General features: G+C 63.2%; 19 protein-coding genes and 1 pseudogene. 8 read left to right on the forward strand and 12 right to left on the reverse strand.

All coding sequences use genetic code 11. From position 1 onward, the window contains the following. Positions 1-51: 51 nt before the first annotated feature. On the forward strand, positions 52-1,905 hold the full coding sequence (locus J2W40_RS13315; protein ID WP_310225581.1) for an AsmA family protein: 1,854 nt from the start codon (positions 52-54) through the stop codon (positions 1,903-1,905). A 64-nt stretch (positions 1,906-1,969) separates the two neighbouring features. On the opposite strand, the gene J2W40_RS13320 is transcribed toward J2W40_RS13315, so the two are convergent. Then, positions 1,970-2,644: an HAD family hydrolase gene (locus J2W40_RS13320; protein WP_037473352.1), complete on the reverse strand. Its 675-nt coding sequence runs from the start codon at positions 2,642-2,644 to the stop codon at positions 1,970-1,972. 98 nt (positions 2,645-2,742) lie between these two features. Here J2W40_RS13320 and J2W40_RS13325 point away from each other — a divergent pair, with 98 nt between their 5' ends. From J2W40_RS13325 to J2W40_RS13340, 4 genes are read left to right on the forward strand one after another with little or no spacing between them, the layout of a single operon-like run. Next, positions 2,743-3,852: an MlaE family lipid ABC transporter permease subunit gene (locus J2W40_RS13325; protein ID WP_310225584.1), complete on the forward strand. Its 1,110-nt coding sequence runs from the start codon at positions 2,743-2,745 to the stop codon at positions 3,850-3,852. Continuing rightward, positions 3,852-4,724: an ABC transporter ATP-binding protein gene (locus tag J2W40_RS13330; RefSeq protein WP_310225587.1), complete on the forward strand. Its 873-nt coding sequence runs from the start codon at positions 3,852-3,854 to the stop codon at positions 4,722-4,724. Before J2W40_RS13325 ends, J2W40_RS13330 begins: the two co-directional genes overlap by 1 nt. A gap of 3 nt (positions 4,725-4,727) precedes the next feature. Next, entirely contained in the window at positions 4,728-5,690 is a 963-nt protein-coding gene (locus J2W40_RS13335; RefSeq protein WP_310225588.1) for an MlaD family protein, read from the forward strand. Continuing rightward, complete coding sequence (locus tag J2W40_RS13340) at positions 5,687-6,319, forward strand: ABC-type transport auxiliary lipoprotein family protein (RefSeq protein ID WP_409050375.1); 633 nt, start codon at positions 5,687-5,689, stop codon at positions 6,317-6,319. Before J2W40_RS13335 ends, J2W40_RS13340 begins: the two co-directional genes overlap by 4 nt. Before the next feature lie 43 nt (positions 6,320-6,362). Here J2W40_RS13340 and pepN read toward each other — a convergent pair. The 7 genes and pseudogenes from pepN to J2W40_RS13375 all read right to left on the reverse strand — a co-directional run. Then, positions 6,363-8,957: pseudogene (gene pepN, locus J2W40_RS13345) on the reverse strand (aminopeptidase N); the annotation flags it as partial. Between the two features lie 67 nt (positions 8,958-9,024). Beyond that, the gene (locus tag J2W40_RS13350; RefSeq protein WP_310225590.1) at positions 9,025-9,945 is read right to left on the reverse strand and encodes a ParB/RepB/Spo0J family partition protein; all 921 of its coding nucleotides are present in this window, start codon (positions 9,943-9,945) and stop codon (positions 9,025-9,027) included. Further along, a complete protein-coding gene (locus J2W40_RS13355; RefSeq protein WP_310225592.1) occupies positions 9,942-10,724 on the reverse strand; it encodes a ParA family protein in 783 nt (260 codons plus the stop codon). Before J2W40_RS13355 ends, J2W40_RS13350 begins: the two co-directional genes overlap by 4 nt. Beyond that, the gene (gene rsmG, locus J2W40_RS13360) at positions 10,721-11,365 is read right to left on the reverse strand and encodes a 16S rRNA (guanine(527)-N(7))-methyltransferase RsmG (protein WP_310225594.1); all 645 of its coding nucleotides are present in this window, start codon (positions 11,363-11,365) and stop codon (positions 10,721-10,723) included. The genes J2W40_RS13355 and rsmG overlap by 4 nt, the downstream gene beginning before the upstream one ends. Beyond that, the gene (gene mnmG, locus J2W40_RS13365) at positions 11,362-13,212 is read right to left on the reverse strand and encodes a tRNA uridine-5-carboxymethylaminomethyl(34) synthesis enzyme MnmG (protein ID WP_310225596.1); all 1,851 of its coding nucleotides are present in this window, start codon (positions 13,210-13,212) and stop codon (positions 11,362-11,364) included. The genes rsmG and mnmG overlap by 4 nt, the downstream gene beginning before the upstream one ends. Before the next feature lie 59 nt (positions 13,213-13,271). Continuing rightward, entirely contained in the window at positions 13,272-14,549 is a 1,278-nt protein-coding gene (gene mnmE / locus J2W40_RS13370) for a tRNA uridine-5-carboxymethylaminomethyl(34) synthesis GTPase MnmE (protein ID WP_310225598.1), read from the reverse strand. Between the two features lie 16 nt (positions 14,550-14,565). Next, positions 14,566-14,817 (reverse strand): DUF6489 family protein, encoded by a 252-nt coding sequence (locus J2W40_RS13375; RefSeq protein ID WP_096063315.1) that lies wholly within the window; start codon positions 14,815-14,817, stop codon positions 14,566-14,568. A 160-nt stretch (positions 14,818-14,977) separates the two neighbouring features. Between J2W40_RS13375 and J2W40_RS13380 the strand changes: the two genes are divergently transcribed. Then, a complete protein-coding gene (locus tag J2W40_RS13380) occupies positions 14,978-15,679 on the forward strand; it encodes a dienelactone hydrolase family protein (RefSeq protein WP_310225600.1) in 702 nt (233 codons plus the stop codon). Next, positions 15,679-16,647: a quinone oxidoreductase family protein gene (locus J2W40_RS13385; protein WP_310225602.1), complete on the forward strand. Its 969-nt coding sequence runs from the start codon at positions 15,679-15,681 to the stop codon at positions 16,645-16,647. Before J2W40_RS13380 ends, J2W40_RS13385 begins: the two co-directional genes overlap by 1 nt. 69 nt (positions 16,648-16,716) lie before the next feature. Here J2W40_RS13385 and J2W40_RS13390 read toward each other — a convergent pair whose 3' ends face one another. From J2W40_RS13390 to rho, 3 genes are all read right to left on the reverse strand, one after another. Next, the gene (locus J2W40_RS13390) at positions 16,717-17,553 is read right to left on the reverse strand and encodes a class I SAM-dependent methyltransferase (RefSeq protein ID WP_310225604.1); all 837 of its coding nucleotides are present in this window, start codon (positions 17,551-17,553) and stop codon (positions 16,717-16,719) included. Between the two features lie 106 nt (positions 17,554-17,659). Continuing rightward, positions 17,660-18,382 (reverse strand): YjbE family putative metal transport protein, encoded by a 723-nt coding sequence (locus J2W40_RS13395; protein WP_310225606.1) that lies wholly within the window; start codon positions 18,380-18,382, stop codon positions 17,660-17,662. 16 nt (positions 18,383-18,398) lie between these two features. Further along, entirely contained in the window at positions 18,399-19,655 is a 1,257-nt protein-coding gene (gene rho / locus J2W40_RS13400) for a transcription termination factor Rho (RefSeq protein ID WP_037478949.1), read from the reverse strand. 268 nt (positions 19,656-19,923) lie between these two features. Here rho and J2W40_RS13405 point away from each other — a divergent pair, with 268 nt between their 5' ends. Continuing rightward, a complete protein-coding gene (locus J2W40_RS13405; protein ID WP_409050376.1) occupies positions 19,924-20,913 on the forward strand; it encodes an aspartyl protease family protein in 990 nt (329 codons plus the stop codon). A gap of 3 nt (positions 20,914-20,916) precedes the next feature. On the opposite strand, the gene J2W40_RS13410 is transcribed toward J2W40_RS13405, so the two are convergent. Beyond that, a complete protein-coding gene (locus J2W40_RS13410) occupies positions 20,917-23,004 on the reverse strand; it encodes a transglycosylase domain-containing protein (RefSeq protein WP_310225609.1) in 2,088 nt (695 codons plus the stop codon). Positions 23,005-23,048: the final 44 nt, after the last annotated feature.

A 23,048-nucleotide genomic window follows, 5' to 3' on the forward strand; every position in this document is an offset into this window, starting at 1 on the left:
GAGTCGTGCGTTGGGTGCGACACAATGATCGGGGGACAGGAGGGGGTGTTGGTGAACGCAAAGCGGGGATCGCGATGGGCCATAGGCATTGGCGCCGGGCTGGCGATATTGCTGGTCATTGCGACGCTACTCCTGGCAGCTTTCCCCTGGGGCATGTTCAAGGACCGGATCGAGGCGCGGCTATCGGCGCGGATCGGCAAGCCCGTCACGATCAGCACGATGACGCGCGAGGATCGCTTGTCCTTTCATCCCGTCGTCCGCCTGACCGATATGCGCGTGCCGCAGCCCGATTGGGCCAAGGGCGATGGCGATCTCGCCCGTATCGGCGAGGCGCGGGTGGGCTTTTCGGCGCTGGCGCTGCTGACGGGCGGGCCGGTGGTCGAGACGCTGGACCTGCGCCGCGCGCGCCTGAACTTCTATCGCGCAGCCGATGGGCGCGAAAGTTGGAGCGGGGAGCGGAGCGGTGGCGATGAGCGCAAGGGCCGACGCCCGGCGCTCCGCAGCCTGACCGTCAGCGACAGCCGCGTCGCTTATCGCGACGACAAGCGCGGCCGGTCGATGGATGCGGCGCTGGCCGTCGATGGCAAGGGGCTGCGCCTGTCGGGCAAGGGCGATGTGCGCGGCTATCCCGTGACGGTCACCGCCAGCGGCGCGCCGATATTGGGGCATAAGGCGGGGACGCGCTGGCCATTCCGCGCAGAGATTGCGGGCGATGCCGTGGGCCTGACGTTCGATGGCATGATGGACGGGCCGCTCGACATCGGCCATTTGCGCGGCAAGGTGACGGGCCATGCGATCGACCTGCGGGTGCTGGACGCGATTATCGAGGCGGGGTTGCCGGGCACCCAGCCCGTGCGGCTGACGGCGCAGGTTGTGCGCGAGCGGCCGGACTGGATCATCGAATCGCTTGAAGGTACGATCGGGCGGTCCGAGATTGCGGGCCATGCCACCGTGCGCAAGCGCGAGGGCCGCACCCGGATCGACGGCGTGATCCGCGCGGCGCAACTGGATTTCAACGACCTGTCTTCGGATGAAGGCCGACGCAAGGCTGCGGCCAAGCGCGCACGGCTGGGCGACCGGCTGATCCCCGATACCGCCATCGACTTGCGCAAGATGGCGCGCACCGATGGGCGGTTGGCGATACAGGCCGACCGGCTGCTATGGCCGGGGTCCAGCCCGTTCCGGTCGCTCAAGGGCGTCTTGTCGCTGGAGCGCAGCCGGCTGGTGGTCGAACCGTTGCGGATGGACCTGACCCGCGGCGTGCTAAGCGGGCGGATGGCGGTGGATCAGCGCGACGGCGGGCCGCGACTCGATCTGGCGCTTGATCTGCGATCAGCGCGGCTGCTCGATTTCTTTCCCGAAACGCGGATCGACGGCGGGCTTGTCGGGCGCATCGCGCTCAATGGGCCGGGGCGCACCATCCGCCAGGCGGTGGGGCAATCATCGGGCACGATCGCGCTGGTGGCCAAGGACGGGTCGATCCCCGCGCGCACCGCCGCGTTGATGGGGCAGGATGTCGGCAAGGGGCTGACGATCGACAAGGACAAGATGGCGGTGCTGCGCTGCATGGTGGCGCGGTTCGACGTCAAAGGCGGCGTGGCGCGGACCAATCCGGTGCTGATCGACACGTCACGCGCGCAGACACGCGCCACCGGCACGATTCGCCTGTCGGACGAGGCGCTGGCGCTGACGCTGAGCGGGCAACCCAAACAGGGGAGCCTGTTGCGGCTGAAAGGCACGGTGCCGATCCAAGGCACGATCAAGGCGCCCGATATTCAGGTACCCAAGGAAGCGCGATCGGCCAAGGGCATCATCAAGATGATCGGTGATGCGATCGGCGGCGACAAGGTGCCGCGCGCCAGCGATGCGGATTGCGACGCGCTGGCGCGGTCGGCGATGCGCTAGACCGACATATCGGTTCGGTTCGAGTGTTTCTCGACTTCGCTCGAAACGAACGGATGCCTATGTCTTAATTCCAGTCGACCCGTGTCCAGCCGCGCACCGCCGCCAGTTTGGCGAGCGGCTTGTGCGGGTTGGAGGCAATGGGGACGTCGGCAAATTCCAGCATCGGCGCGTCCGACACATGGTCGGAATAAGCGCGGATATGGGTCTGGGTGCGGTCGATCGCCTGCGCCGCCATCCAGGCCTTGATCATCCGCAGCTTGCCGGTGTCGTAGCAATTTTCGCCCGCAATCTTGGCGCGGACATAGCGCAGATCCTGCGAGAGATGGTCGGTCGCGATGACCGCGTCGAAACCCAGCCTCCGGGCGATTGGTTCGACATAAAGGCGGTAGGAGGCCGTAGCGAGGACGAGGCGATAACCATCGGCGCGGTCGCGCGCGATCTGCGCCACCGCATCGGCGCGCAGATTGGTCGCCAGCACCTTGTCGGCATAGCTTTCGACATGCGGCATCAATCGGGCGCGTTCCACATGGAACCCGATCATCAAGGCCTGATTGAGTTCCTTGAGCCGTTGGCGCGACAGCAGCTTGAGGACATAGGCCAGCATCAGCAGGACGACGCAGGGCAGCAGGATCAGCCGCCACGGGGCCATCGCCCGCGCCACATGAATGAGGAAGCCGGTATAGGTGCCGCTGAACGTCACCGTGCGATCCATGTCGTAAATTGCCAACCGGTGCGTCATGCCGTGTCCGAAACTTTTATCGCTGCCCTTCGTTCGGACTTGCGGATGGGCCGTTTCGGCTTGCCGTGCAACCGATATTGGACCACTAATCCCATCGCATGAATAAAGCCGCTTCACTGGCCGAAGAACAAAGCGACGGCGGCAGCGTGCTGCGGCTGTCCGGTTCGCTGGCGATCGCATCGCTGCATGACCTGCCCGACCGGCTGGATGCCGTACAGGGTCCGGTCGGCACGATCGACCTGTCCGACGTCGATCATATGGACACGATCGGCGCGTGGACGGTGCATCGCACCGCCAAGCGCCTGGGCAGCGAGATCAGCGGGGCGCGGCCGGATGCGCAGAAGCTGATCGACACGGTCAGCGCGCTCGATGATCCGGTGTCGATCCATCCCGATAGCGTTCCGGCCCTGCGCCGCGTCGTGGGCCAGATTGGGGAAGCCGTGAGCGCCGCCGGGTCGACCATGTTCGGTCTGCTCGGCTTTTTCGGCGCGACGCTGGTCGCGGCCTGGAGCCTGATCAGGCATCCCAGCCGTTTGCGCGTGAACGCGGTGGTGCAACGGTTCGAAGTTGTGGGCGTGTCCGCGCTCGGCATTATCGGCCTGATGAGTTTCCTGATCGGGATCGTCATCGCCCAGCAGGGGTCGGTGCAATTGCGCCAGTTCGGCATGGAGATGCTGACCATCAACCTGGTCGGTCGGCTGACCTTCCGGGAGCTTGGCGTATTGATGACCGCGATCATGGTCGCTGGCCGCTCCGGCTCCGCCTTTGCCGCGCAATTAGGCACGATGAAGCTGACCGAGGAAATCGACGCGATGCGGACCATCGGCGTGTCGCCGATGGAGGCACTGGTCTTGCCGCGCACGCTCGCCGTCATCATCATGATGCCGCTGCTGGGCTTTTATGCGTCGATCCTGTCGGTCCTGGGCGGTGCCTTTCTCTGCGCGGTCGCGCTCGACATTCCGCCCATCACTTTCTTCCAGCGGCTGCGCGAAGTCGTGCCGATAACCGATCTGTGGGTGGGCCTTATCAAGGCCCCTGTGTTCGGCCTGATCATCGCCATTTCCGGTTGCTTCCAGGGGATGCAGGTGAAGGGCAATGCGGAGGAAGTCGGGCTGCGCACCACCGCCGCTGTGGTTCAGGCGATCTTCCTCGTCATCGTCATCGACGCTTTCTTCGCGGTGTTCTTCACCTGGGTAGGGTGGAACTGATGAGCGAAGAGCAACAGCGACAGGCCGAGGAACAGCGGCTCGCCCAGGCGGTCGAACAGTCCGATATTGCCATTTGCGTGCGCGGCATCCGCAACGCCTTTGGCGACCAGGTCATCCATGATGCGCTCGACCTCGACGTGCGCAAGGGCGAGATATTAGGCGTGGTCGGCGGATCAGGCACCGGCAAGTCCGTGCTGATGCGCGCCATCATCGGGCTGCAGACGCCCAGTGAAGGCGAGATCGAGGTCTTTGGCGAACAGATGGTCGGTCGGCTGGATGATGATGCGCTGGCGATCCGCAAGCGCTGGGGCGTGCTGTTTCAGGGCGGCGCGCTATTTTCCACGCTGACGGTCGCGGAAAATATCGAAGTACCGATCCGCGAATATTATCCCAATATCGGGGCGCAGTTGCGTGACGAAATTGCCGCCTACAAGATCCGCATGACGGGCCTGCCCGCCGAGGCGGGGCCGAAATATCCGTCGGAACTGTCGGGCGGCATGAAGAAGCGCGCAGGGTTGGCCCGTGCGTTGGCGCTGGACCCGGACCTGCTGTTCCTCGACGAACCGACGGCGGGCCTCGATCCGATCGGCGCGGCGGCGTTCGACGAACAGACGCGCAAATTGCAGCAGACATTGGGCCTCACTGTCTTTCTCATCACCCATGATCTCGATACGCTCTATTCCATCTGTGACCGGGTGGCGGTGCTGGCCGACAAGAAGGTGATCGCGGTTGGTACGATCGATGAACTGCTGGCGCTCGACCATCCCTGGATCCAGGAATATTTTAACGGGCCGCGTGGCCGTGCGGCGACGGCGGCAGTATCGCGGGAAAAGAACAAGGCGGAACAGACCCCGCCGGACGGAAGGCTATAGGATATGGAAACCCGCTCCAACCATGTGCTGGTGGGCACGGTCACGCTGCTGCTGCTGGCGGCTATCATCATCGCGGCCTTCTGGTTCTCCCGCATATCCGACGGGCAGAACAAGCAATATGATATTTTCTTCAAACAATCGGTCAGCGGCCTCGCGAAGGGGTCGAGCGTAAACTATGCTGGCGTACCTTCGGGCCAGGTCGAAGCGATCGAATTGTGGAAGCGCGATCCCGGCTTCGTCAAGGTTCGCATCACCGTGAAGGACGGCACGCCGGTCCTGCAAGGCACGACCGCCAGCATCGCGGGCGTCGGCTTTACCGGCGTCAGCGAAGTGGTGCTGGACGGCGCGGTCAAGGGCGCGCCGCCGATCATCTGTCCGGCGGAAAATCCCCAAGCCGTATGCCCCGATGGCATACCCGTGATCCCGACCAAGCCGGGCGCGCTGGGCGAATTGCTCAACAGCGCGCCGCAATTGCTGGAGCGGCTGTCGACGCTGACCGAGCGGCTGACCGAAGTGTTGAGCGACAAGAATCAGCAGTCGATCGCGGGCATATTGGCCAATGTCGAGCGCGTGTCAGGTGCCTTGGCAGATCGTAGTCCTGAGATAGCGGCAACCCTAGCCGAAGCGCGCATTGCGGTGCAGCGCACGGGTGTTGCGGTTGAACAGATCGGCAAGCTGGCCGCCACCACGGACGCGATGCTGAACGAGGAAGGCAAGCCGCTGATGGCCGACCTGCGCAAGAGCGTGCAGTCGGCGACCCGCAGCATTGATACGCTGGACAAGACGATCGGCGCGGCGCGGCCGGGCGTCGAGGCATTCAGCACCCAGACCATGCCGGAAGTGAACCAACTGGTGCGCGACCTGCGCGAAATGTCGCGCGCCTTCCGCGGCGTTGCCGAGAAGCTGGACCAGCAGGGCGCCGGTTCGCTGGTCGGATCGCCCAAGCTGCCGGACTATAAGCCATGATGAAAGAGATGCGGATCATGTTCCATGCGAAACCCACTGCTGCCCTCGCGGCACTGACCGCTGCCGTCCTGCTGTCGGGCTGTGTATCCATCGGCGGCAAGGTGCCCGAACGGCTGCTGACGCTGGATGCGACGCAGAAGGTTCCGGCGGGCGCAGCGCAGCGCGCGGGTGCCGGGCGCACCTTGATCGTGTCCGATCCTGATGCGCCCAAGATGCTGGATACGGTGCGGGTGCCGGTGCAGACCAGCCCCACCTCGGTCGCCTATGTGACCGATGTGCAATGGGCGGATACGCCGCGTCATCTGTTCCGCCGCTTGTTGGCCGAGACGATTGCCGCAACCACCGACCGGGTGGTGCTCGATTCGGGCCAGTTTTCGGGCGATGGCGGCCAGCGGTTGACGGGCGAATTGATTGCCTTTGGCCTTGATGCGCCGGGGAATAGCGCGGTGGTCACCTATGACGCCGTCCTGACCACGCCCAATGGCGTTGCCCTCGCCCGGCAGCGTTTCACCGCCAGCCAGCCGGTGGGCGGCAAGATCACGTCGATGACGGTCGGCACGCCGCTCAATCTGGCTGCCAACAAGGTGGCTGGCGATGTCGCGGCCTGGGTCGCAGCGATGAAGAACTGATTGAGGGTCCGCCCGCTGTACGCGGGCGGACCCTATCCTGATATTCCAGGCTCTTGCTGGCCTGCTCCGTCACATCTTTCGATAGACCGGGCTGTGCCAATATGCGTTCGAGTTCGCCCCGCATCAGTGCGCCGCGCGCTGCATCGAAGCGCTTCCAGCGGCCGAGCGGCGGCACCAGGCGCGCCGCCGTTTGCGGGTTGAGCCGGTCGAGCGCAAGGATGCAGTCCGCCACCAGCCTGTAGCCCTTGCCCGATATATGATGGAACGCCCATTGGTTGCCGGTGAACGCGCCATAGAGGGCGCGGACGCGGTTGGGATTGGCCAGCGTGAAGTCCTTGTGCCGGCCCAATTCCTCGACCAGATCGACCGTGTCGGGATGGACCGCAAAGGCCTGGGTCTGGAACCATTTGTCGAGCGTCAGCGCGTCGGCCCCATAGCGATTATAGAAGATGTCGAGCGCCGCCACCCGCTCGGCGCTGTCGCCATTGGCAAGAATCGCCAGCGCCGCTTGCCGCTCGGTCATATTATGGGCCTGCTCGAACTGGACGAAGGCGATGGCAGGGCCGTCCATTGCGCCGGAGGCGACCAGATAGCCAAGCGCACTGTTGCGTAGCTTGCGCGCGCCCTTGGCGGCGGCGGAGATGGAAAATTCGGCGGCTCTGGTCCGGGCATGAATTGCACGCCAGTCCGGCTCCAATTCCGCGCCGATTCGCTGCTGGAGCGCCTCGCGCGCGGCGTGGATCGCGTCGGGATCGACGTGCGCCATCTGGTCGCCGAGATAGGCTTCACTGGGCAGACGGATGGCTTCGGCGACGAAGGCAGGGTCGAGCAGCGGGTCAGTAATGACCTGACGGATCGCCGCGATCACGGCCGCTTCATCGATCGGCTGTCCCGCGATGCGGCCGACCAATATATTGACCATCAATTGCTGCATCGCCTCATAGCGGGCGAATGGATCGTCATCATGCGCCGACAAGAAGGCGAGATCGTCCTGGCTGCGGTTGGTATCGATGATCACGGGGGCGGAGAAGCCGCGATTGATCGACAGGATCGGGGGCGTGGCGAAGTCGGGGAAGCTGAAGCTCTGCTGCGGCTCGGTGAGCATCAGCAGTTCGTCGCCATGATGGGTGCCGGTCGCAGGATCGAACAGGGCGACGCGCAGCGGGATCGCCATCGGGGCCTTGTCGGGCTGGCCCGGTGTGGGGGCAAGCGACTGGTGGAGATGCAGGTTCACCGTCCGGGTCATCGGATCATGATCAAGCGTGGCGCGGACGTGCGGGGTTCCCGCCTGTTCATACCAGCGGCGGAACTGGCTGAGGTCGATCTCGCCGCCCTCCTCCATCGCCAGAACGAAATCCTCGCAGGTGGCGGCTTGGCCGTCATGGCGGTCGAAATAAAGATCGGTGCCCGCGCGGAAGCGTTCCGGCCCCAGCATCAGGGCGATCATGCGGATCAGCTCCGCGCCCTTATTATAGATGGTCGCGGTATAGAAGTTACTGATTTCCATATAGGATTCAGGGCGCACCGGGTGGGCGAGCGGTCCAGAATCCTCCTGAAACTGCGCCGCGCGAAGGATGCGCACATCCTCAATGCGCTTGACCGCGTGGCTGCCCATATCGGCCGAGAAATTCTGGTCGCGAAAGACGGTGAAGCCTTCCTTGAGGCTCAGTTGAAACCAGTCGCGGCAGGTGACGCGATTGCCCGACCAGTTGTGGAAATATTCATGCGCCACCACGCCTTCGACGCCATCATAGTCGATATCGGTCGCGGTTTCGGGGTCGGCCAAAATATAGCGCGAATTGAAGATGTTGAGGCCTTTATTCTCCATAGCGCCGAAATTGAAGTCGGCGACGGCGACGATGTTGAATACGTCGAGATCATATTCGCGGCCATAGACGCGCTCGTCCCAGGCCATGGAATTTTTGAGCGCCTGCATAGCATGGCCAGTGCGCGGCAGATCCGCCTCGCGCACCCAGATGCCCAATTGCACGTCGCGGCCGCTCATCGTCACGAAGCTGTCGGCGTTGCAGGCAAGGTCGGCGGCGACGAGTGCGAACAGATAGCAGGGCTTGGGGAAGGGATCGACCCAGCGTGCCCAATGCTGTCCAGCGTCGCCCTCCCCCTGCTCCACCGGATCGCCGTTGGAAAGCAATATAGGGAAGCGCGCCTTGTCCGCGCGCAGCGTCACATCATAGCGCGACAGGATGTCGGGGCGGTCGGGGAAGAAGGTGATGCGGCGAAACCCCTCTGCCTCGCATTGGGTGCAGAGCAGGCCGCCGCTGGCATAGAGGCCCATCAATTTGCTGTTCGATTCCGGTGCCAGTTCGACAAGCGTTTCGACTTTACGCGCCGAACCGGACAGCGACACGGACAAGTAGCCGGCTTCCATATGCCATTGGTCGGGCGTGGCAGCTTCGCCATCAATGCGGACTTCCAGCGGGATCAGGCCATCGCCGTCGAGCCGCAAGGGCCTGTCATGATCGCCGTTGCGCGTGACGATGAGCGTTGCGCGAACGCGGGTGCGCGCGGGATCGAGGTCGAAATCGAGCGCAATGTCAGGCACCAGCCAGTCGGGTGGGCGATAGTCCGACCGGCGAATGACGGAGGGCGAAGCGGGGGATGCGTGCATGTCGGCCATTCCCCCACGCTAAGGAGAGGGCCAAGAAAAGGCCAGCGATGTTGCTCGTTTTTCGCGCTTGGCCCGCTTAAATCCGCTCACCCGACAGGCGCTGGCACAGCATGTCCAACTGATCGAGAGTGGAATAGCGCAGCGTGAGCGTCCCACCGGCATGGCCTTCGTGCCGGACATCGACTTTCATCCCCAATATGTCGGCCAAATGCTGCTCCAGAGCGGCGATATCGGCATCGGGTTCGGATGCAGCGCCATTGCGGCGGGGTGCCGCAGCATTGTCGCCTCCCTTCATGCGACGAACTAATTGCTCCGTGTCGCGGACCGACAGCCCCTTCTCTTCGACCTGTCGCGCCAGGGCTTCGCAATCAGGAACGCCGATCAGCGCACGGGCATGGCCCATGCTGATCTTCTGTTCCATCACCTGCTGCTGCACCGAGGCGGGCAGGTCAAGCAGGCGCATGAGGTTGGCGATATGGCTGCGCGATTTGCCGACGATGCGGCCCAGCGCGTCCTGTGTATGCTGAAAGTCACCGATCAGTTTGCGATAGGCCTCGGCCTCTTCTATCGGGTTTAGATCCTCGCGCTGGATATTTTCGATCAGCGCGATCTCCAGTGTTTCCTGCTCATCGAAATCGCGGACGATCGCGGGGATACGATGGAGCTGCGCCTTTTGCGCCGCGCGCCAGCGGCGTTCGCCCGCGACGATTTGAAAGCCGCCGCCATGCGGGCGCACAATGATCGGCTGGATCACGCCACGCTTGGCAATACTGTCCGCCAGTTCCTGCAACGCGCCTTCGTCGAAATGGCGACGTGGCTGTTCCGGGTGCGGCTGAATCAGTGACACTTCGATATTCTGTACCGCCTTGCTGGACGGCGCGGCGGCGGGGGCGACGGGTTCTTCGCGCGCGACATCGCCGAGCAGGGCGGACAGTCCCCTGCCCAAGCCGTGCGGCCGCTTGGCAATTTTCGGCTTGTCGGTCGTTTCGTCGCTCAAGCGGCAACCTCCTGTCGGGGCAAACGCGCAATTAGTTCGCGCGCAAGCTGCATATAGGCTTCCGACCCGGAACAGCGGAAGTCGTAGATCAAGGCGGGGACGCCATGGCTGGGCGCTTCGGACAAGCGCACGTTGCGCGGGATGACGGTGGTGAAGACAAGATCGCCCAGGCAGGCGCGCACGTCATCTGCCACCTGATCGGTCAGCCGATTGCGCCGGTCATACATGGTCAGCGCCACGCCCATGATCGAGAGACCGGGATTGAAGCGGCCGCGAATCCGCTCGACCGTCTGGAGCAATTGCGACAGCCCTTCGAGCGCAAAAAATTCGCATTGCAGCGGGACGAGCAAGGATTGGGCCGCGACCATCGCGTTAATGGTCAGCAGACCAAGCGAAGGTGGGCAGTCGATGAGGCAGATATCCCAACGGCCCTGCGGCGCTTCGGCCAGCACACGCGCCAGCCGGTGAGTCCGCTCTTCATAGTCGATCAGCTCAATCTCGCAGCCCGACAAATCCTGCGTCGCGGGGACGAGATCAAGCTTGGGCACGCGGGTCGTGACGATCGTGTCCTCCAGCGCACAATTGCCAACGAGCAGGTCATAGCTCGACCGCACCCGTTCGGCCTGGCCGATGCCGAGGCCGGTCGAGGCATTGCCCTGCGGATCAAGGTCCAGCAGCAGCACACGCAGGCCGGTAGCCGCAAGGCCGGTAGCGAGGTTGATCGCCGTCGTGGTCTTACCCACGCCGCCCTTCTGATTGGCGATGGCGATACAGATCATGCGCGACCTTTCTTTCTGACGACGGGTTTGACGGCGTGCGCGACGATGATGGCGCTATCCGCATCCGTTACGCTCGGTTCCACGTGAAACACACCCTGCCATGATGGGCGCGTCGCCTCCAGTTCATTTTGTGCATTTCGTCCCTTTGGCAGAACCCAGAGGGTATTTTTATCGGACAGATGCGCGGCCGATTCCAGCAGCCGCGGCAGCGGCGCATAAGCGCGGGCGCTGATGACGCCCGCAGCGCGCGGCGGCACCAGCTCCACCCGCCCACCAAAGACAGAAGCGTGAGGCAGGTTCAACAGGGCGATAGCCTCGTTCAGAAAGTCTATCCGTTTGCGTCGCGATTCGACCATCAGCACTGGGCGTTCAGACAGGCACGCAACCACGATACCGGGCAGACCTGCCCCGGAACCAAGATCGACCCACGCCCCCTCTCCGGCCGAATTGCCATGGGTGAGCAGTTGCGCGGAATCGACAATATGGCGCGCCCAGATGTGGGGCCGGGTGGATTCCGCGATCAGATTTTGTTCGTCCATCGCCGCGAGCAGGATTTCGACGAACCGCTCAAGCCGCGCCATTGTTTCACGTGAAACATCAAAATGCGCGGATAACCAGACACGCGCCTCTTCCTCGGTCACGCGGCCACCTTGCGCACATGGACAAGGATGGCAGCAAGCGCCGCAGGGGTCACGCCCCGCACGCGCCCGGCGGCGGCCAACGTATCAGGACGCGCGGCATCGAGTCGTTCGATCATTTCGGTGGACAGTCCGCCGATCATAGCGAAATCAAAATCGGCGGGAATGAAGACCCGCTCGTTGCGGCGCAGATCGGCAATCTCGGCATCCTGCCGTTGGAGATAAGGCGCGTAATGGGCATCTTCCAATATCTCCGCGCGCAAGTCGGCGGGTGCGGCGGCCAGGCGTGGCGCAAGCGAAAGGATCAGGGCACGATCGACTTCGGGGAAGCGCGCCCATTCAAAGAGGCTACGGCGCACTCCATCCTGACGCACCGCCGCACCGGCGCGTGCCATGTCCGTCGCCCCGATGGGTTGCGCCAGCTCGGCTTCAATATCCGTCCGCAGCGCACTGCGCTCGGCCATCCGCTTACGGCGCAGAGGGCCGATCAGACCATGCGCCAGGCCAATCGCGCCGAGCCGCGTTTCGGCATTGTCGGCGCGCAGACGCAGGCGATATTCGGCGCGCGCGGTCAACATGCGATAAGGCTCAGTCACGCCCTGCAAAGTGAGATCGTCGATCATGACGCCGATATAGCTGCTGGCCCGATCAAGGATCATGGCCGCTTCGCCCCGTGCCCGTGCTGCGGCATTGATACCGGCGACCAGCCCTTGGGCAGCAGCTTCTTCATAGCCTGTCGTGCCGTTGATCTGGCCGGCACAGAAAAGGCCAGGAATTGCCCGCACCTCCAGGCTGGCGTCGAGCGCGCGCGGGTCGATATGATCATATTCGACCGCATAGCCGGGCACGACAATGGCCGCCCGCTCCAGTCCCGCCATTGATTGCAGCATCGCCACCTGCACATCGGTTGGCAATGATGTGCTGATCCCATTGGGATAGACGAGCGGATCGTCCAGCCCTTCGGGTTCCAGAAAAATCTGATGGCCATCGCGGTCGCCAAAGCGCTGGATCTTGTCCTCAATCGACGGGCAGTAGCGCGGTCCGCGCCCTTCGATCGCACCACTGAAAAGCGGTGAGCGACCAAGACCGTCACGGATAATCTGATGGGTCGTCGCATTGGTGCGCGTGATCGCGCAAGCCAGTTGCGGCAAGGGCCGCGCTACGGTGAGGGGCGACATCGTCCAACCATCGCTATCAGACGGCTGGGCCTCTAGCCCCGCCCAATCTATGGTGCGGCCGTCAATGCGTGGCGGGGTGCCCGTCTTAAGACGACCGATCGGCAAAGCGAGATCACGCAGTTGGACACCAAGGCTGGTGGCAGCGCGTTCGCCCACCCGGCCCCCGACTTCACGTTCGTCGCCGCGAAACAGCTTGCCGCCGAGGAAAGTGCCGGTTGCCAGGATAACCGACGCGGCCGCCAATGTGCGGCCGTCTGCCAAGATCAATCCGGCAATGGCGCCTTGATCAAGCAGCAGCCCAGCGGCTTCGCCTTCAACGATGGTGAGGCCTTGCTGCGCGTCCAGCATGTGATGGATCGCCGCACGATAGCGTTTGCGATCGGCCTGGATGCGCGGCCCCTGCACCGCCGCCCCCTTGCTGCTGTTCAACATGCGATAGTGAATGGCCGCCTGATCGGCCGCCCGTCCGATCAGGCCATCGAGCGCATCGACTTCCCGCACCAGATGCCCTTTGCCCAACCCACCGATCGCCGGGTTGCAGGACATGGCCCCAACGGTTGCGCGGTCAAAGGTGAGCAGGGCGACGCGCGCGCCTTTGCGCGCAGCGGCGGCGGCCGCTTCGCACCCGGCATGGCCGCCACCGACCACAATCACATTATAGCAAGTCTGCATGCGTCGCCTGTAGCAGATTCAGGGCATCGCGGTCAAAAGCGTTCCACGTGGAACATTGCCTATTTGCCGATGCAGAAACCGGAGAAGAGGCGATCAAGCATATCCTCGGTTCCCGCCTGCCCCGTCAGCCTATCAATCGCCCGCCGCGCCTGGCGCAATTCTTCGGCGATGACCAACAAGTCGATATCCCGCTGCGCTGCCTCAATATGCGCGAGCAACGTCGCGACACTCGCCCGCTGGCGGGCATGGAGGGCATAATCGCCATCGCCCGGCAACAGTTGCGCGGCGCGATCGAGCAAGGTGGTGACGAGGGTCTCCATCCCCTCCCCCGTTCGCGCGGACAGTGGAAGGCCAGGCCGGGTCGCATCGCGATCGCACTGGGCGGCGATCAACAGCGCATCGGCGCGCGGCAGGTCGGCCGCGTCGCCCAGCCACAGGATGATGTCCGCCGCATCGAGCGCCGCCCGCGCGCGGTCCATGCCGATCGCCTCGATCGCATCGCCCGTCCCCTCATGCAGGCCAGCGGTGTCGGTGAAGAGGAAAGCCGTGCCGCCGATCGCGGCAGGCGCTTCGATGCGGTCGCGCGTTGTCCCGGCGATGTCGGACACAATCGCGGCATCGCGCCCGACCAGCGCATTGAGCAGGGTCGACTTGCCTGCATTAGGTGGCCCCGCCAGCACGACGCGAATGCCGTCGCGCAGCCGTTCGGCCGATGGCGCGGCAAGGGCGATGCCGATATCTTGCCCAAGCGCCGCTATGCCTGTACCGATCCGCGCTTCGATCGCGGCGTCGGGCACATCATCCTCATCGGAAAAATCCAGCGCGGCTTCAGCCATGGCCGACAGGTCCAGCACGGCGCGGCGCCATCCCTCGACCCGACGCGAAAAATGCCCCTCGGCCATCATCAGCGCAGCGCGGCGTTGTTGCTGGGTTTCGGCGGCGAGCAGGTCCGACAGACCTTCCACCGCGTTCAGGTCCATCCGGCCATTGGTAAAGGCACGGCGCGTGAACTCGCCCGCTTCGGCACGGCGCAGTCCAGGCATTGCGGCCAGCGCCGCCTCCACTGCCGCGACGACGGCGCGGCCGCCATGACAATGGAGCTCAACCAGATCCTCGCCGGTAACGGTGGTAGGTCCGGGCAGCCAAAGGATGAGCGCCCTATCCAATGCCGCGCCATCCTGCGGATCGGTGAGCAGCGCAAGGCTGGCCTGGCGCGGCGGTGGCTCACGCCCGGCGAGACGATGTAGAGCCATGCGCGCATCCGGCCCGCTGATCCGCACTACCGCTATCCCTGCGGGCGGCGCGCCGCTGGACAGGGCGAAAATCGTGTCGGTCATCGGCGCGGCGACGATCCTATTTCTTGTCGCCCGTCCCGCCCATGCCGGACAGGCCGATATTCATCATCTGCTGGAACAGGCGCACGCCGGCATCGCCCATGGGTGAGAAGCTCTTGAACAGGGTTTCCATCTGTTCGACGTTGCCGACCCCTTCGAAACTGTCGAGTACGGTGCGAATATATTTGTCGTGGATTGGCGTCACATCGGGCAGGCCGAGAAAGGCGCGCGCCTCGGCCGGGCTGCAATCCACATCGACCGTTACCTTCATATTCCGGGCCTTCCCATCATGTTTGACTATCTTTCGCCCGTCATGCCGCAAACAGGCGCATGGTGGCAAATTTTTTGCGCGCGCCGCTGGTTGCGCGTCCTATGCTATGCGCCAATATGCAGGCGCAACCCCTACGGCCAATAGCGAGAAGGAATGCGACATGACAGGCTTTACCCCGATCAATACGCTGGAGGGCGATGCACGGTTCGATGCTTATGTGGCACGGCCGGAAGGGGACGACGCCAAAGCGGCGATCATCGTCATTCAGGAAATTTTCGGTGTGAATGAAGGCATCCGCCGGAAATGCGACAATTGGGCAAAGGCCGGCTATGTCGCCTATGCACCCGACCTGTTCTGGCGCGAAAAGCCGCATGTCGAACTCGACCCCGACGTCCCGGAGGAGTTTCAGGCCGCGCTTGGCTATATGCAGAAGCTGAACCAGGATCAGGCGATCCGCGACATCGAAGCGACGATCAAGGCTGCGCGGGCGGCGGTCGATGGCGGCAAGGTCGGTCTGGTCGGCTACTGCCTGGGCGGTCGGCTCGCGTTCATGGCGGCGTGCCGCACCGATGGCGATGCGTTCGTGTCCTATTATGGCGTTGGGATCGACGGCTTGCTGGGCGAAGCGAAGGCGATCGGAAAGCCGGTGATGCTGCATATTCCGACCGCTGATCATTTCGTCCTGCCCGACGCCCAAAAGACGATACATGAGGGACTGGAGCCGAACCGCCATGTCACATTGCATGACTATGACGGGTTGGATCATGGTTTCGCGGCCGAGATGGGCAGCCGACGGAATGAGGAAGCGGCGCAATTGGCCGACCAGCGCACCGCCGATTTCTTCGCCGAGCATCTCGCCTGATGCGCGACGCATGGCGGATGGTGGCGCGCAGCCATGGCGGGCCGGAGGTCATCGCGCGCGAGGATTTCGATCCGGGCATGCCGGGCGACGGCGAACTGCTGATCGCACAAGAGGCGATCGGGCTGAACTTTATCGACATCTATTATCGCACTGGCCTCTACCCTGCCCCCCTACCCATTCCCTTGGGCTTGGAGGGAGCAGGGCATGTCATTGCGATCGGGTCGGGCGTTTCGGGCTATGCTGTGGGGGATAGGGTCGGGTGCACGCATGGTCTGGGTGCCTATGCCACGCATCGCATCATAGCGGCCGAGCGCGCGGTGAAGATACCCGATGGCGTATCGAACGTGGATGCGGCGGCGATGATGCTCAAAGGCATGACCGCCTGTTACCTGGCCGAAGACACGGTCGCCTTGAAAGCGGGACAGGTCGCTCTGGTCCATGCAGCAGCGGGCGGTGTCGCTTCTGTTCTGGTCCCATGGCTAAGGGACAAGGGCGTGGTAGTCATCGCCCATTGCGGGTCGGCGGAGAAGGCCGCGCTGGTCGATGCCGACCGTCGCTTGCACGGTGCGTTTGCCGATCTGCCTTCCAAGGTGCGCGACCTGACCGACGGCGTTGGGGTCGATGTCGTCTATGATGGCGTTGGCAAGGATAGTTGGACGGCCTCACTCGGCTGTCTAAAACGGCGGGGCCTGATGGTAAGTTATGGCAATGCGTCAGGCGCAGTGCCGCCGATCAGCTTGCTGGACCTTAGCAGGGGCGGATCGCTCTATGTCACGCGCCCGACTTTGGCGGACTATGTTGCAACCCCAGAGGCTTTGAACCACACAGCCGAGCGCCTTTTCTACCGAATGCAGCGCGGGGTCGTGCGGGCAACCATCGGTCAGCATTTCGCCCTGGCCGAAGCGGCCGAGGCGCATAGAATATTGGAGGCACGGCAGACGATTGGCAGCACCGTGTTGATCCCTTGATTCGCGCATAAAAAAGGGCGTGCCATTTTGTGCGGCACGCCCCTTCCACAATATTCTTGAGCGCCCCAATCAGCCCATTTTGCTGCGATCGACCAACGCCGTCATCTTGATATTCTCGCGGGAGATCAGATCCGGTAATTTGGTACAGACAAATACGTCCTGCAAAGACGAGCCGATGCCACCGCCCATCCAGCACCCATATTCCACTTTAGTGATGGCCATGCCGGCATCCGACACCATCTGCGCAACCAGTTCCCGATCGAACGCGATGAAGGCCAATGGGTCATAGTCGTTGGCGATCATGACCTTGCCACCTTCCTGCATCACGCGATTTTCCAAGGGGAAAATGGATTGGCCATGATCAATCATGTAGCGGGAAAATTCGTTCAGCTCGAAACAGGTCATCACAAAGCGACCGCCCGGTGCCATCATCGCTGAAATAAATTTCAATAAACCGCCAAAGTCCTTTTTCGTCACATGCGTAAATACCGAAAAAGCATAGCCCACATGGAAGTTACTGCGATATTGTTCCGCCAGTTCATCGCGGGATTTGCCATTATTCGATGATATAAACTGATCATAATGATCATTACGATCGTTGATCAGCTCAAATTTAACGTTGTCGATATTCGGCTGAATATTCTGATTACAGAAATCTATGACTGGTGGCATGATGTCCATGCCCACAATTTCTTTGGGCGCGACGCCCATTTTACGTAGGGCCACAAGGCCGCGCCCGATGCCGCAACCAAAATCCAGTACCCGACTTGCGCCATTGTGAATTGTCGTCAACCGCTGGACAATCTGCACTGACGCGCCGCCCACGGCCTCTGGATCCGATCCGCCCACCCAGTCATTCATGGGGCTTTTGCGCATCAATTCGAATATGTCAGCAATCGTCGCCATTATGTATCCCCAGTTCCAGATGCAGTCAGGCTATAACTATAAGGCGGTTATGGCTCCAGAAAAGCCAAATATCCCCTATCCGGGTGGATGGATAATCAGCCGAGAATCATACAAAAAGCGTCAATATGCCGACATTATGATCAACGAACCCTTCATAGATCATCTTCCCCGCGACATAGACGATCACGGCAAGCCCGACATACGCGATCCAGCGGAACCGCTCGATATATTTAGCGATGATGTTCGCCGCGACGCCCATCAGGGCGACCGACAGGATCAAGCCGATGATCAGGATGCCAGGATGATCTTTAGCCGCGCCAGCAACCGCCAGCACATTGTCCAGACTCATCGACACATCGGCGACGGCCACCGCCCATGCGGCCGCAGCGAAGCTTTTGGCCGGACGTAAGCCCGATATATCGTCGTCGCTGCTATCGTCGGGCGTATCCAGACCCCGCTTGGGGTGTAGCTCCCGCCACATTTTGAAACTGACCCATAGCAGCAGCAGACCACCGGCGAGGATCAGCCCAACGATCTGCATCAATTGGCTGACCACCAGCGCAAAGGCGATGCGAAGAACCAATGCAGCGATGATCCCGATGAGGATCACCTTCTTGCGCTGCGCGGCTGGCAACCCGGCGGCGAGTGCGCCGACGACGATCGCATTGTCACCTGCGAGCATGATGTCGATCATCAGCACCGCCCCGAAGGCCTTAAGCTGGCTAGGGGAGGTTATATTGCTGAAATCTGCGACAATATGCCCCCAAATATCAGCGGGCGAGCCCAACCCCTGGGCGGCGGCGGCGGCAGTGGTGAGAAGGTCGAACATAACGGCGCTATCCCGCTTACTGGTTCATCGAATCGAAGAAATTCTCGTTGGTCTTGGAATCCTTCATCTTGTCGAGCAGGAACTCCATCGCGTCGATCGTGCCCATCTGCATCAGGATGCGACGCAGCACCCACATCTTGCTGAGCGTGCCCTTGTCGACCAGCAGCTCTTCCTTGCGGGTGCCGGATTTGCCGACGTCGAGCGCCGGGAAGATGCGCTTGTCCGCGACCTTGCGATCCAGCACGATTTCCGAGTTGCCGGTGCCCTTGAACTCTTCGAAGATCACTTCGTCCATGCGGCTGCCGGTGTCGATCAGCGCGGTGGCGATGATGGAGAGCGAACCGCCTTCCTCGATATTGCGCGCGGCACCGAAGAAACGCTTGGGCCGCTGGAGCGCATTGGCGTCCACGCCGCCGGTCAGCACCTTGCCCGACGAAGGGACGACAGTGTTATAGGCGCGACCGAGACGAGTGATGGAATCGAGCAGGATGACGACATCCTTCTTATGCTCGACCAGGCGCTTGGCCTTTTCGATCACCATTTCGGCGACCTGGACGTGGCGGGTGGCAGGCTCGTCGAAGGTGGAGGACACGACCTCGCCCTTCACGCTGCGCTGCATGTCGGTGACTTCTTCCGGGCGCTCGTCGATCAGCAGGACGATCAGGAAGACTTCGGGATGATTGTCGGTGATGGCCTTGGCGATGTTCTGCAGCATCACCGTCTTGCCGACGCGCGGCGGCGCGACGATCAGGGTGCGCTGGCCCTTGCCCTGCGGCGAGACGATGTCGATGACGCGCGCCGACTTGTCCTTCTGGGTCGGGTCGCCGGGATCGAGCGTCAGCTTGGATTCGGGATAGAGCGGCGTCAAATTGTCGAAATTGACGCGATGACGGACCACGTCGGGATCATCGAAATTGACGGTGTTGAGCTTCACCAAAGCGAAATAGCGCTCGCCATCCTTGGGCGCGCGGATTTCGCCGTCCACCGTATCGCCAGTGCGCAGGCCGAAGCGGCGCACCTGGTTGGGCGACACATAAATATCGTCGGGGCCAGCCAGGAAGTTCGCTTCCGGGCTGCGCAGGAAGCCGAAGCCGTCGGGCAGCACTTCGATCGTGCCTTCGCCCATGATCTGCTCGCCATTTTCCGCCTCGGCCTTGAGGATCGCGAACATCAGATCCTGCTTGCGCAGGGTCGACGCGCCCTCGACGCCCAGTTCCTCGGCAAGCTGCACGAGGTCGGCGGGCGCTGTTTTCTTAAGGTCCTTGAGATGCATTGCGAGTCGGTCCGATGACGAGAGGGAGACAGGCGCCGGAAACGGCGAGAAACAGGCGAGCAGGACGCTGCCAGACGCTTGCCGCGAACAGGCAAGGTCGATCGTGCGCGCATTTAGCGAGGCGCGGCCCGCCAAGTCAAGGCGGGAGTGCGCCGATCAGTGGCGGAAAGCGCGGCGCAGCGGCGATTCGGGGCCAAGGGTGGCGCTGGCGCGATGACCGGGATTCATGCTATAGCGGGACCATAAGATAAGCGGAAAGGATGCGGACATGAGACGGCACCGCGCAGGGCTGTGCGCCGTGCGCTTCGCGGGACTAGCGATCGGGCTGGCGGCAGCCTGGATGCCGGTTGGCGCGCAGACCAGTCCCGCGCTCGACCCCGACATTCCGCCGACCGTCGTCCCCACCGGCGCTTCGCTTGACGCGCGCGTAACGATCCCCATCCATATTGACGGCAAGGGCCCGTGGAACTTTGTCATCGACACGGGATCGCAGCGCACCGTGATCGCGCGCGATCTGGCGGAACGGCTCGCCCTGCCCGCGCGCACCAGCGTCACCATCATCAGCATGACCGGCCGGTCGGAGGCCAGCACGGTGGCGGTGCCGCGCCTGGGTTTTGCGGGCGGCACGATAGACGATATCGAAGCCCCGGTGCTGGAAGGCGAGCATCTGGGCGCACCGGGACTGCTGGGGCTGGACAGCCTGCATGCCAAGCGGGTGACGCTGGATTTCCGCAGCGGGCGGATGGCCATCGCCAGCAGCCATCCCCGCCGCCCCGTCAGCGTCGATCCCGATACGATCGTGGTGGAGGCCCGGCGCAAGCGTGGTCAGTTGATCCTGCTCGATTCCAACGTCAACGGCATGCGCGTCGCCATCATGCTCGACACCGGCACGGACTTCAGCATCGGCAATATGGCGCTGCGCAATAAGCTGATCGCCAAGAAGCGCGCGCCCGAATTGCTCACCGCGTCGCTGACCAGCGTGACCGGCGGGACGCTGAGCGGAGAGGTGGGCCGGATCAAGTCCGTGAAGATGGGCCGGGTCAACCTGATCGACGTGCCAGTCCTGTTCGTCGATGCCAGCCCCTTTGCGGAGCTGGGCATGGCGGACAAGCCCGCGCTGCTGCTGGGCATCAGCGCGCTGCGCCTGTTCGACCGGGTGGCGATCGACTTCGGCCGGGGCAAGGTCGACTTTTTGCTGCCCGATGCGAGCGAGTTGGAGAGGACGCAGTTGGCGGCGATCATACCACCCAAAGGATAGCGATCAGGGGGTCGGGACCGGGCGGGGCGGCGGCTGTCGCTGCCGGTCGCGGCCCAGCACATTGTCGATCCATTGCTGGTCGAGCTGCTGGGGTTGTGGCCGGTCTTCGGGGTCAATTTCCATTTGCTGGTCATCGGCTTCCTCGCCTCGTGCGGATCGGCGCGGGCGTTCGATGGGAAGGCCGTTTTCATCCACCATCATGCCGCCCTCGGCCTCGCCATCCGGGCTGCCATAATAGGCCTCCTCGTCCGGCTCCAATTGCCATTCGGGCAGGGTCACCTGGGTTTCAAACTGTTCCACGGGTCGCTTGGCCACGGCGACCTTCATATAGTCGGCAAAGGCGCGGGCCGGGGCACGGCCACCCTGCAGCACGCCCACCGCGCGCGCATCGTCGCGGCCCATCCATACGCCGGTCGTGATGCCGCTGGAAAAGCCCAGGAACCAGCCATCCTTGTTGCTGCTGGTCGTGCCGGTCTTGCCTGCTACGGGGCGGCCGATCTGCGCGGCCTTGCCAGTGCCGGTGGACACGGCGGTCTGCATCAGGTCGGTCATGCCCGCCGCGACCCAGGGGGCGACCAGCACGCGGCTGGTATCATCCTGATGCTCGTAGAGTAGGCGACCGTCCGCCGTCGTCACCTTGGTAATGCCATAGGGGGTGACGGCGATGCCCTTGCGCGCGATCGAGGCGAAGGCGCGGGTCATGTCGATCAGCCGAACGTCGGACGTGCCCAGCACCATCGAGGGATGGGTGTTGATCGGCGTCGTCACGCCAAAGCGGCGGGCCATGTCGGCGACAGTCGGGAAGCCGACCTCGACGCCCAGCTTCGCCGCGACGGTGTTGATCGAATAGGCGAAGGCAGTGCGGATATCGATATCGCCCGAAAAGCGCCCGGAGCTGTTGCGCGGCTTCCATCCGTTGATGTCGACCGGCTCGTCGGTGACGCCGGTATCGGGGGTATAGCCCGCCTCCAGCGCGGCCATATAGACGAAGATCTTCCACGCCGATCCAGGCTGCCGCGTCGCGGTGGTCGCGCGGTTGTAATTGGACGTCACATAATCGAGGCCGCCGACCAGCGCGCGCACCGCGCCGTCGCGGTCCAGGCTGACCAAAGCGCCTTGCGTACCCGACGGCACATTGGCCTTGATCGCCGCCGTCGCCGCATTTTGCATGCTGAGGTCGATGGTGGTATAGACTTCCAGCGGCTCGTTGGACTCGTCGATCAGCACGTCGAGCTGCGGCAGCGCCCAGTCGGTGAAATAGCGCACGCTGTTCTGCGGCGGTTCGGGCGCGAGCGCGACATTGGCAATGTCGGCCGCCGCCTTGTCCGCCGCGCTGATGACGCCATTTTGCACCATCAGGTCCAGCACCACGCCCGCCCGGCCAATGGCGGCTTCCGCATCGGCAGTGGGGGAATAGCTGGACGGGGCCTTCACCAGCCCTGCGACGATTGCCGCTTCGGCCAGGTCGAGCGTCGTGGCGGGATGGCCGAAAAATTTGCGGCTGGCAGCGTCGATGCCATAGGCGCCGCCGCCGAAATAGACTTTGTTGAGGTAGAGTTCGAGAATCTGCCGCTTGGAGAATTTGCGCTCCAGCGCCAGAGCCAGCACCATCTCGCGAATCTTGCGACCGAAACTATAGCTGTTGTTGAGGAAGATGTTGCGCGTCACCTGCTGGGTGATGGTCGATGCGCCCTGCAGGCGGCGGCCGGTGCCGCGATTTTCGACCGCGACCCAGGCCGCGCGTGCCATGCCGACCGGATCGACGCCGGGATGATGATAGAAGCGCTTGTCTTCGGTCGACACCATCGCGTCGATCATGACCTGCGGGATCTGATCATAGTCGAGCCAGCGGCCAAAACTCGGCCCCAGCGACACAATCACGCTGCCGTCGGCGGCATGAACGCGGATCATCTGGCCATTGGGGGAGGATTTGAGGCTGCCATAATCAGGGAGCGACTGGAGCGCGAAGACGACCGCGATCACGATCGCCAAAAGGCCCGCCACCGCTGCCGCCACGCCGATCTTCACCGTGCGCAGCGCCCATGTCTTCGCGCGGCTGGGCGCGCCCTTGCTCTTGCCTGATCCTGCCATCTGTGCCGCCCCGGATACGCGCTAATCCCGGCCCCGGCCAGCGT

Source organism: Sphingobium xenophagum, from assembly GCF_031457465.1.
In the GTDB taxonomy this organism is placed as follows: domain Bacteria; phylum Pseudomonadota; class Alphaproteobacteria; order Sphingomonadales; family Sphingomonadaceae; genus Sphingobium; species Sphingobium xenophagum_A.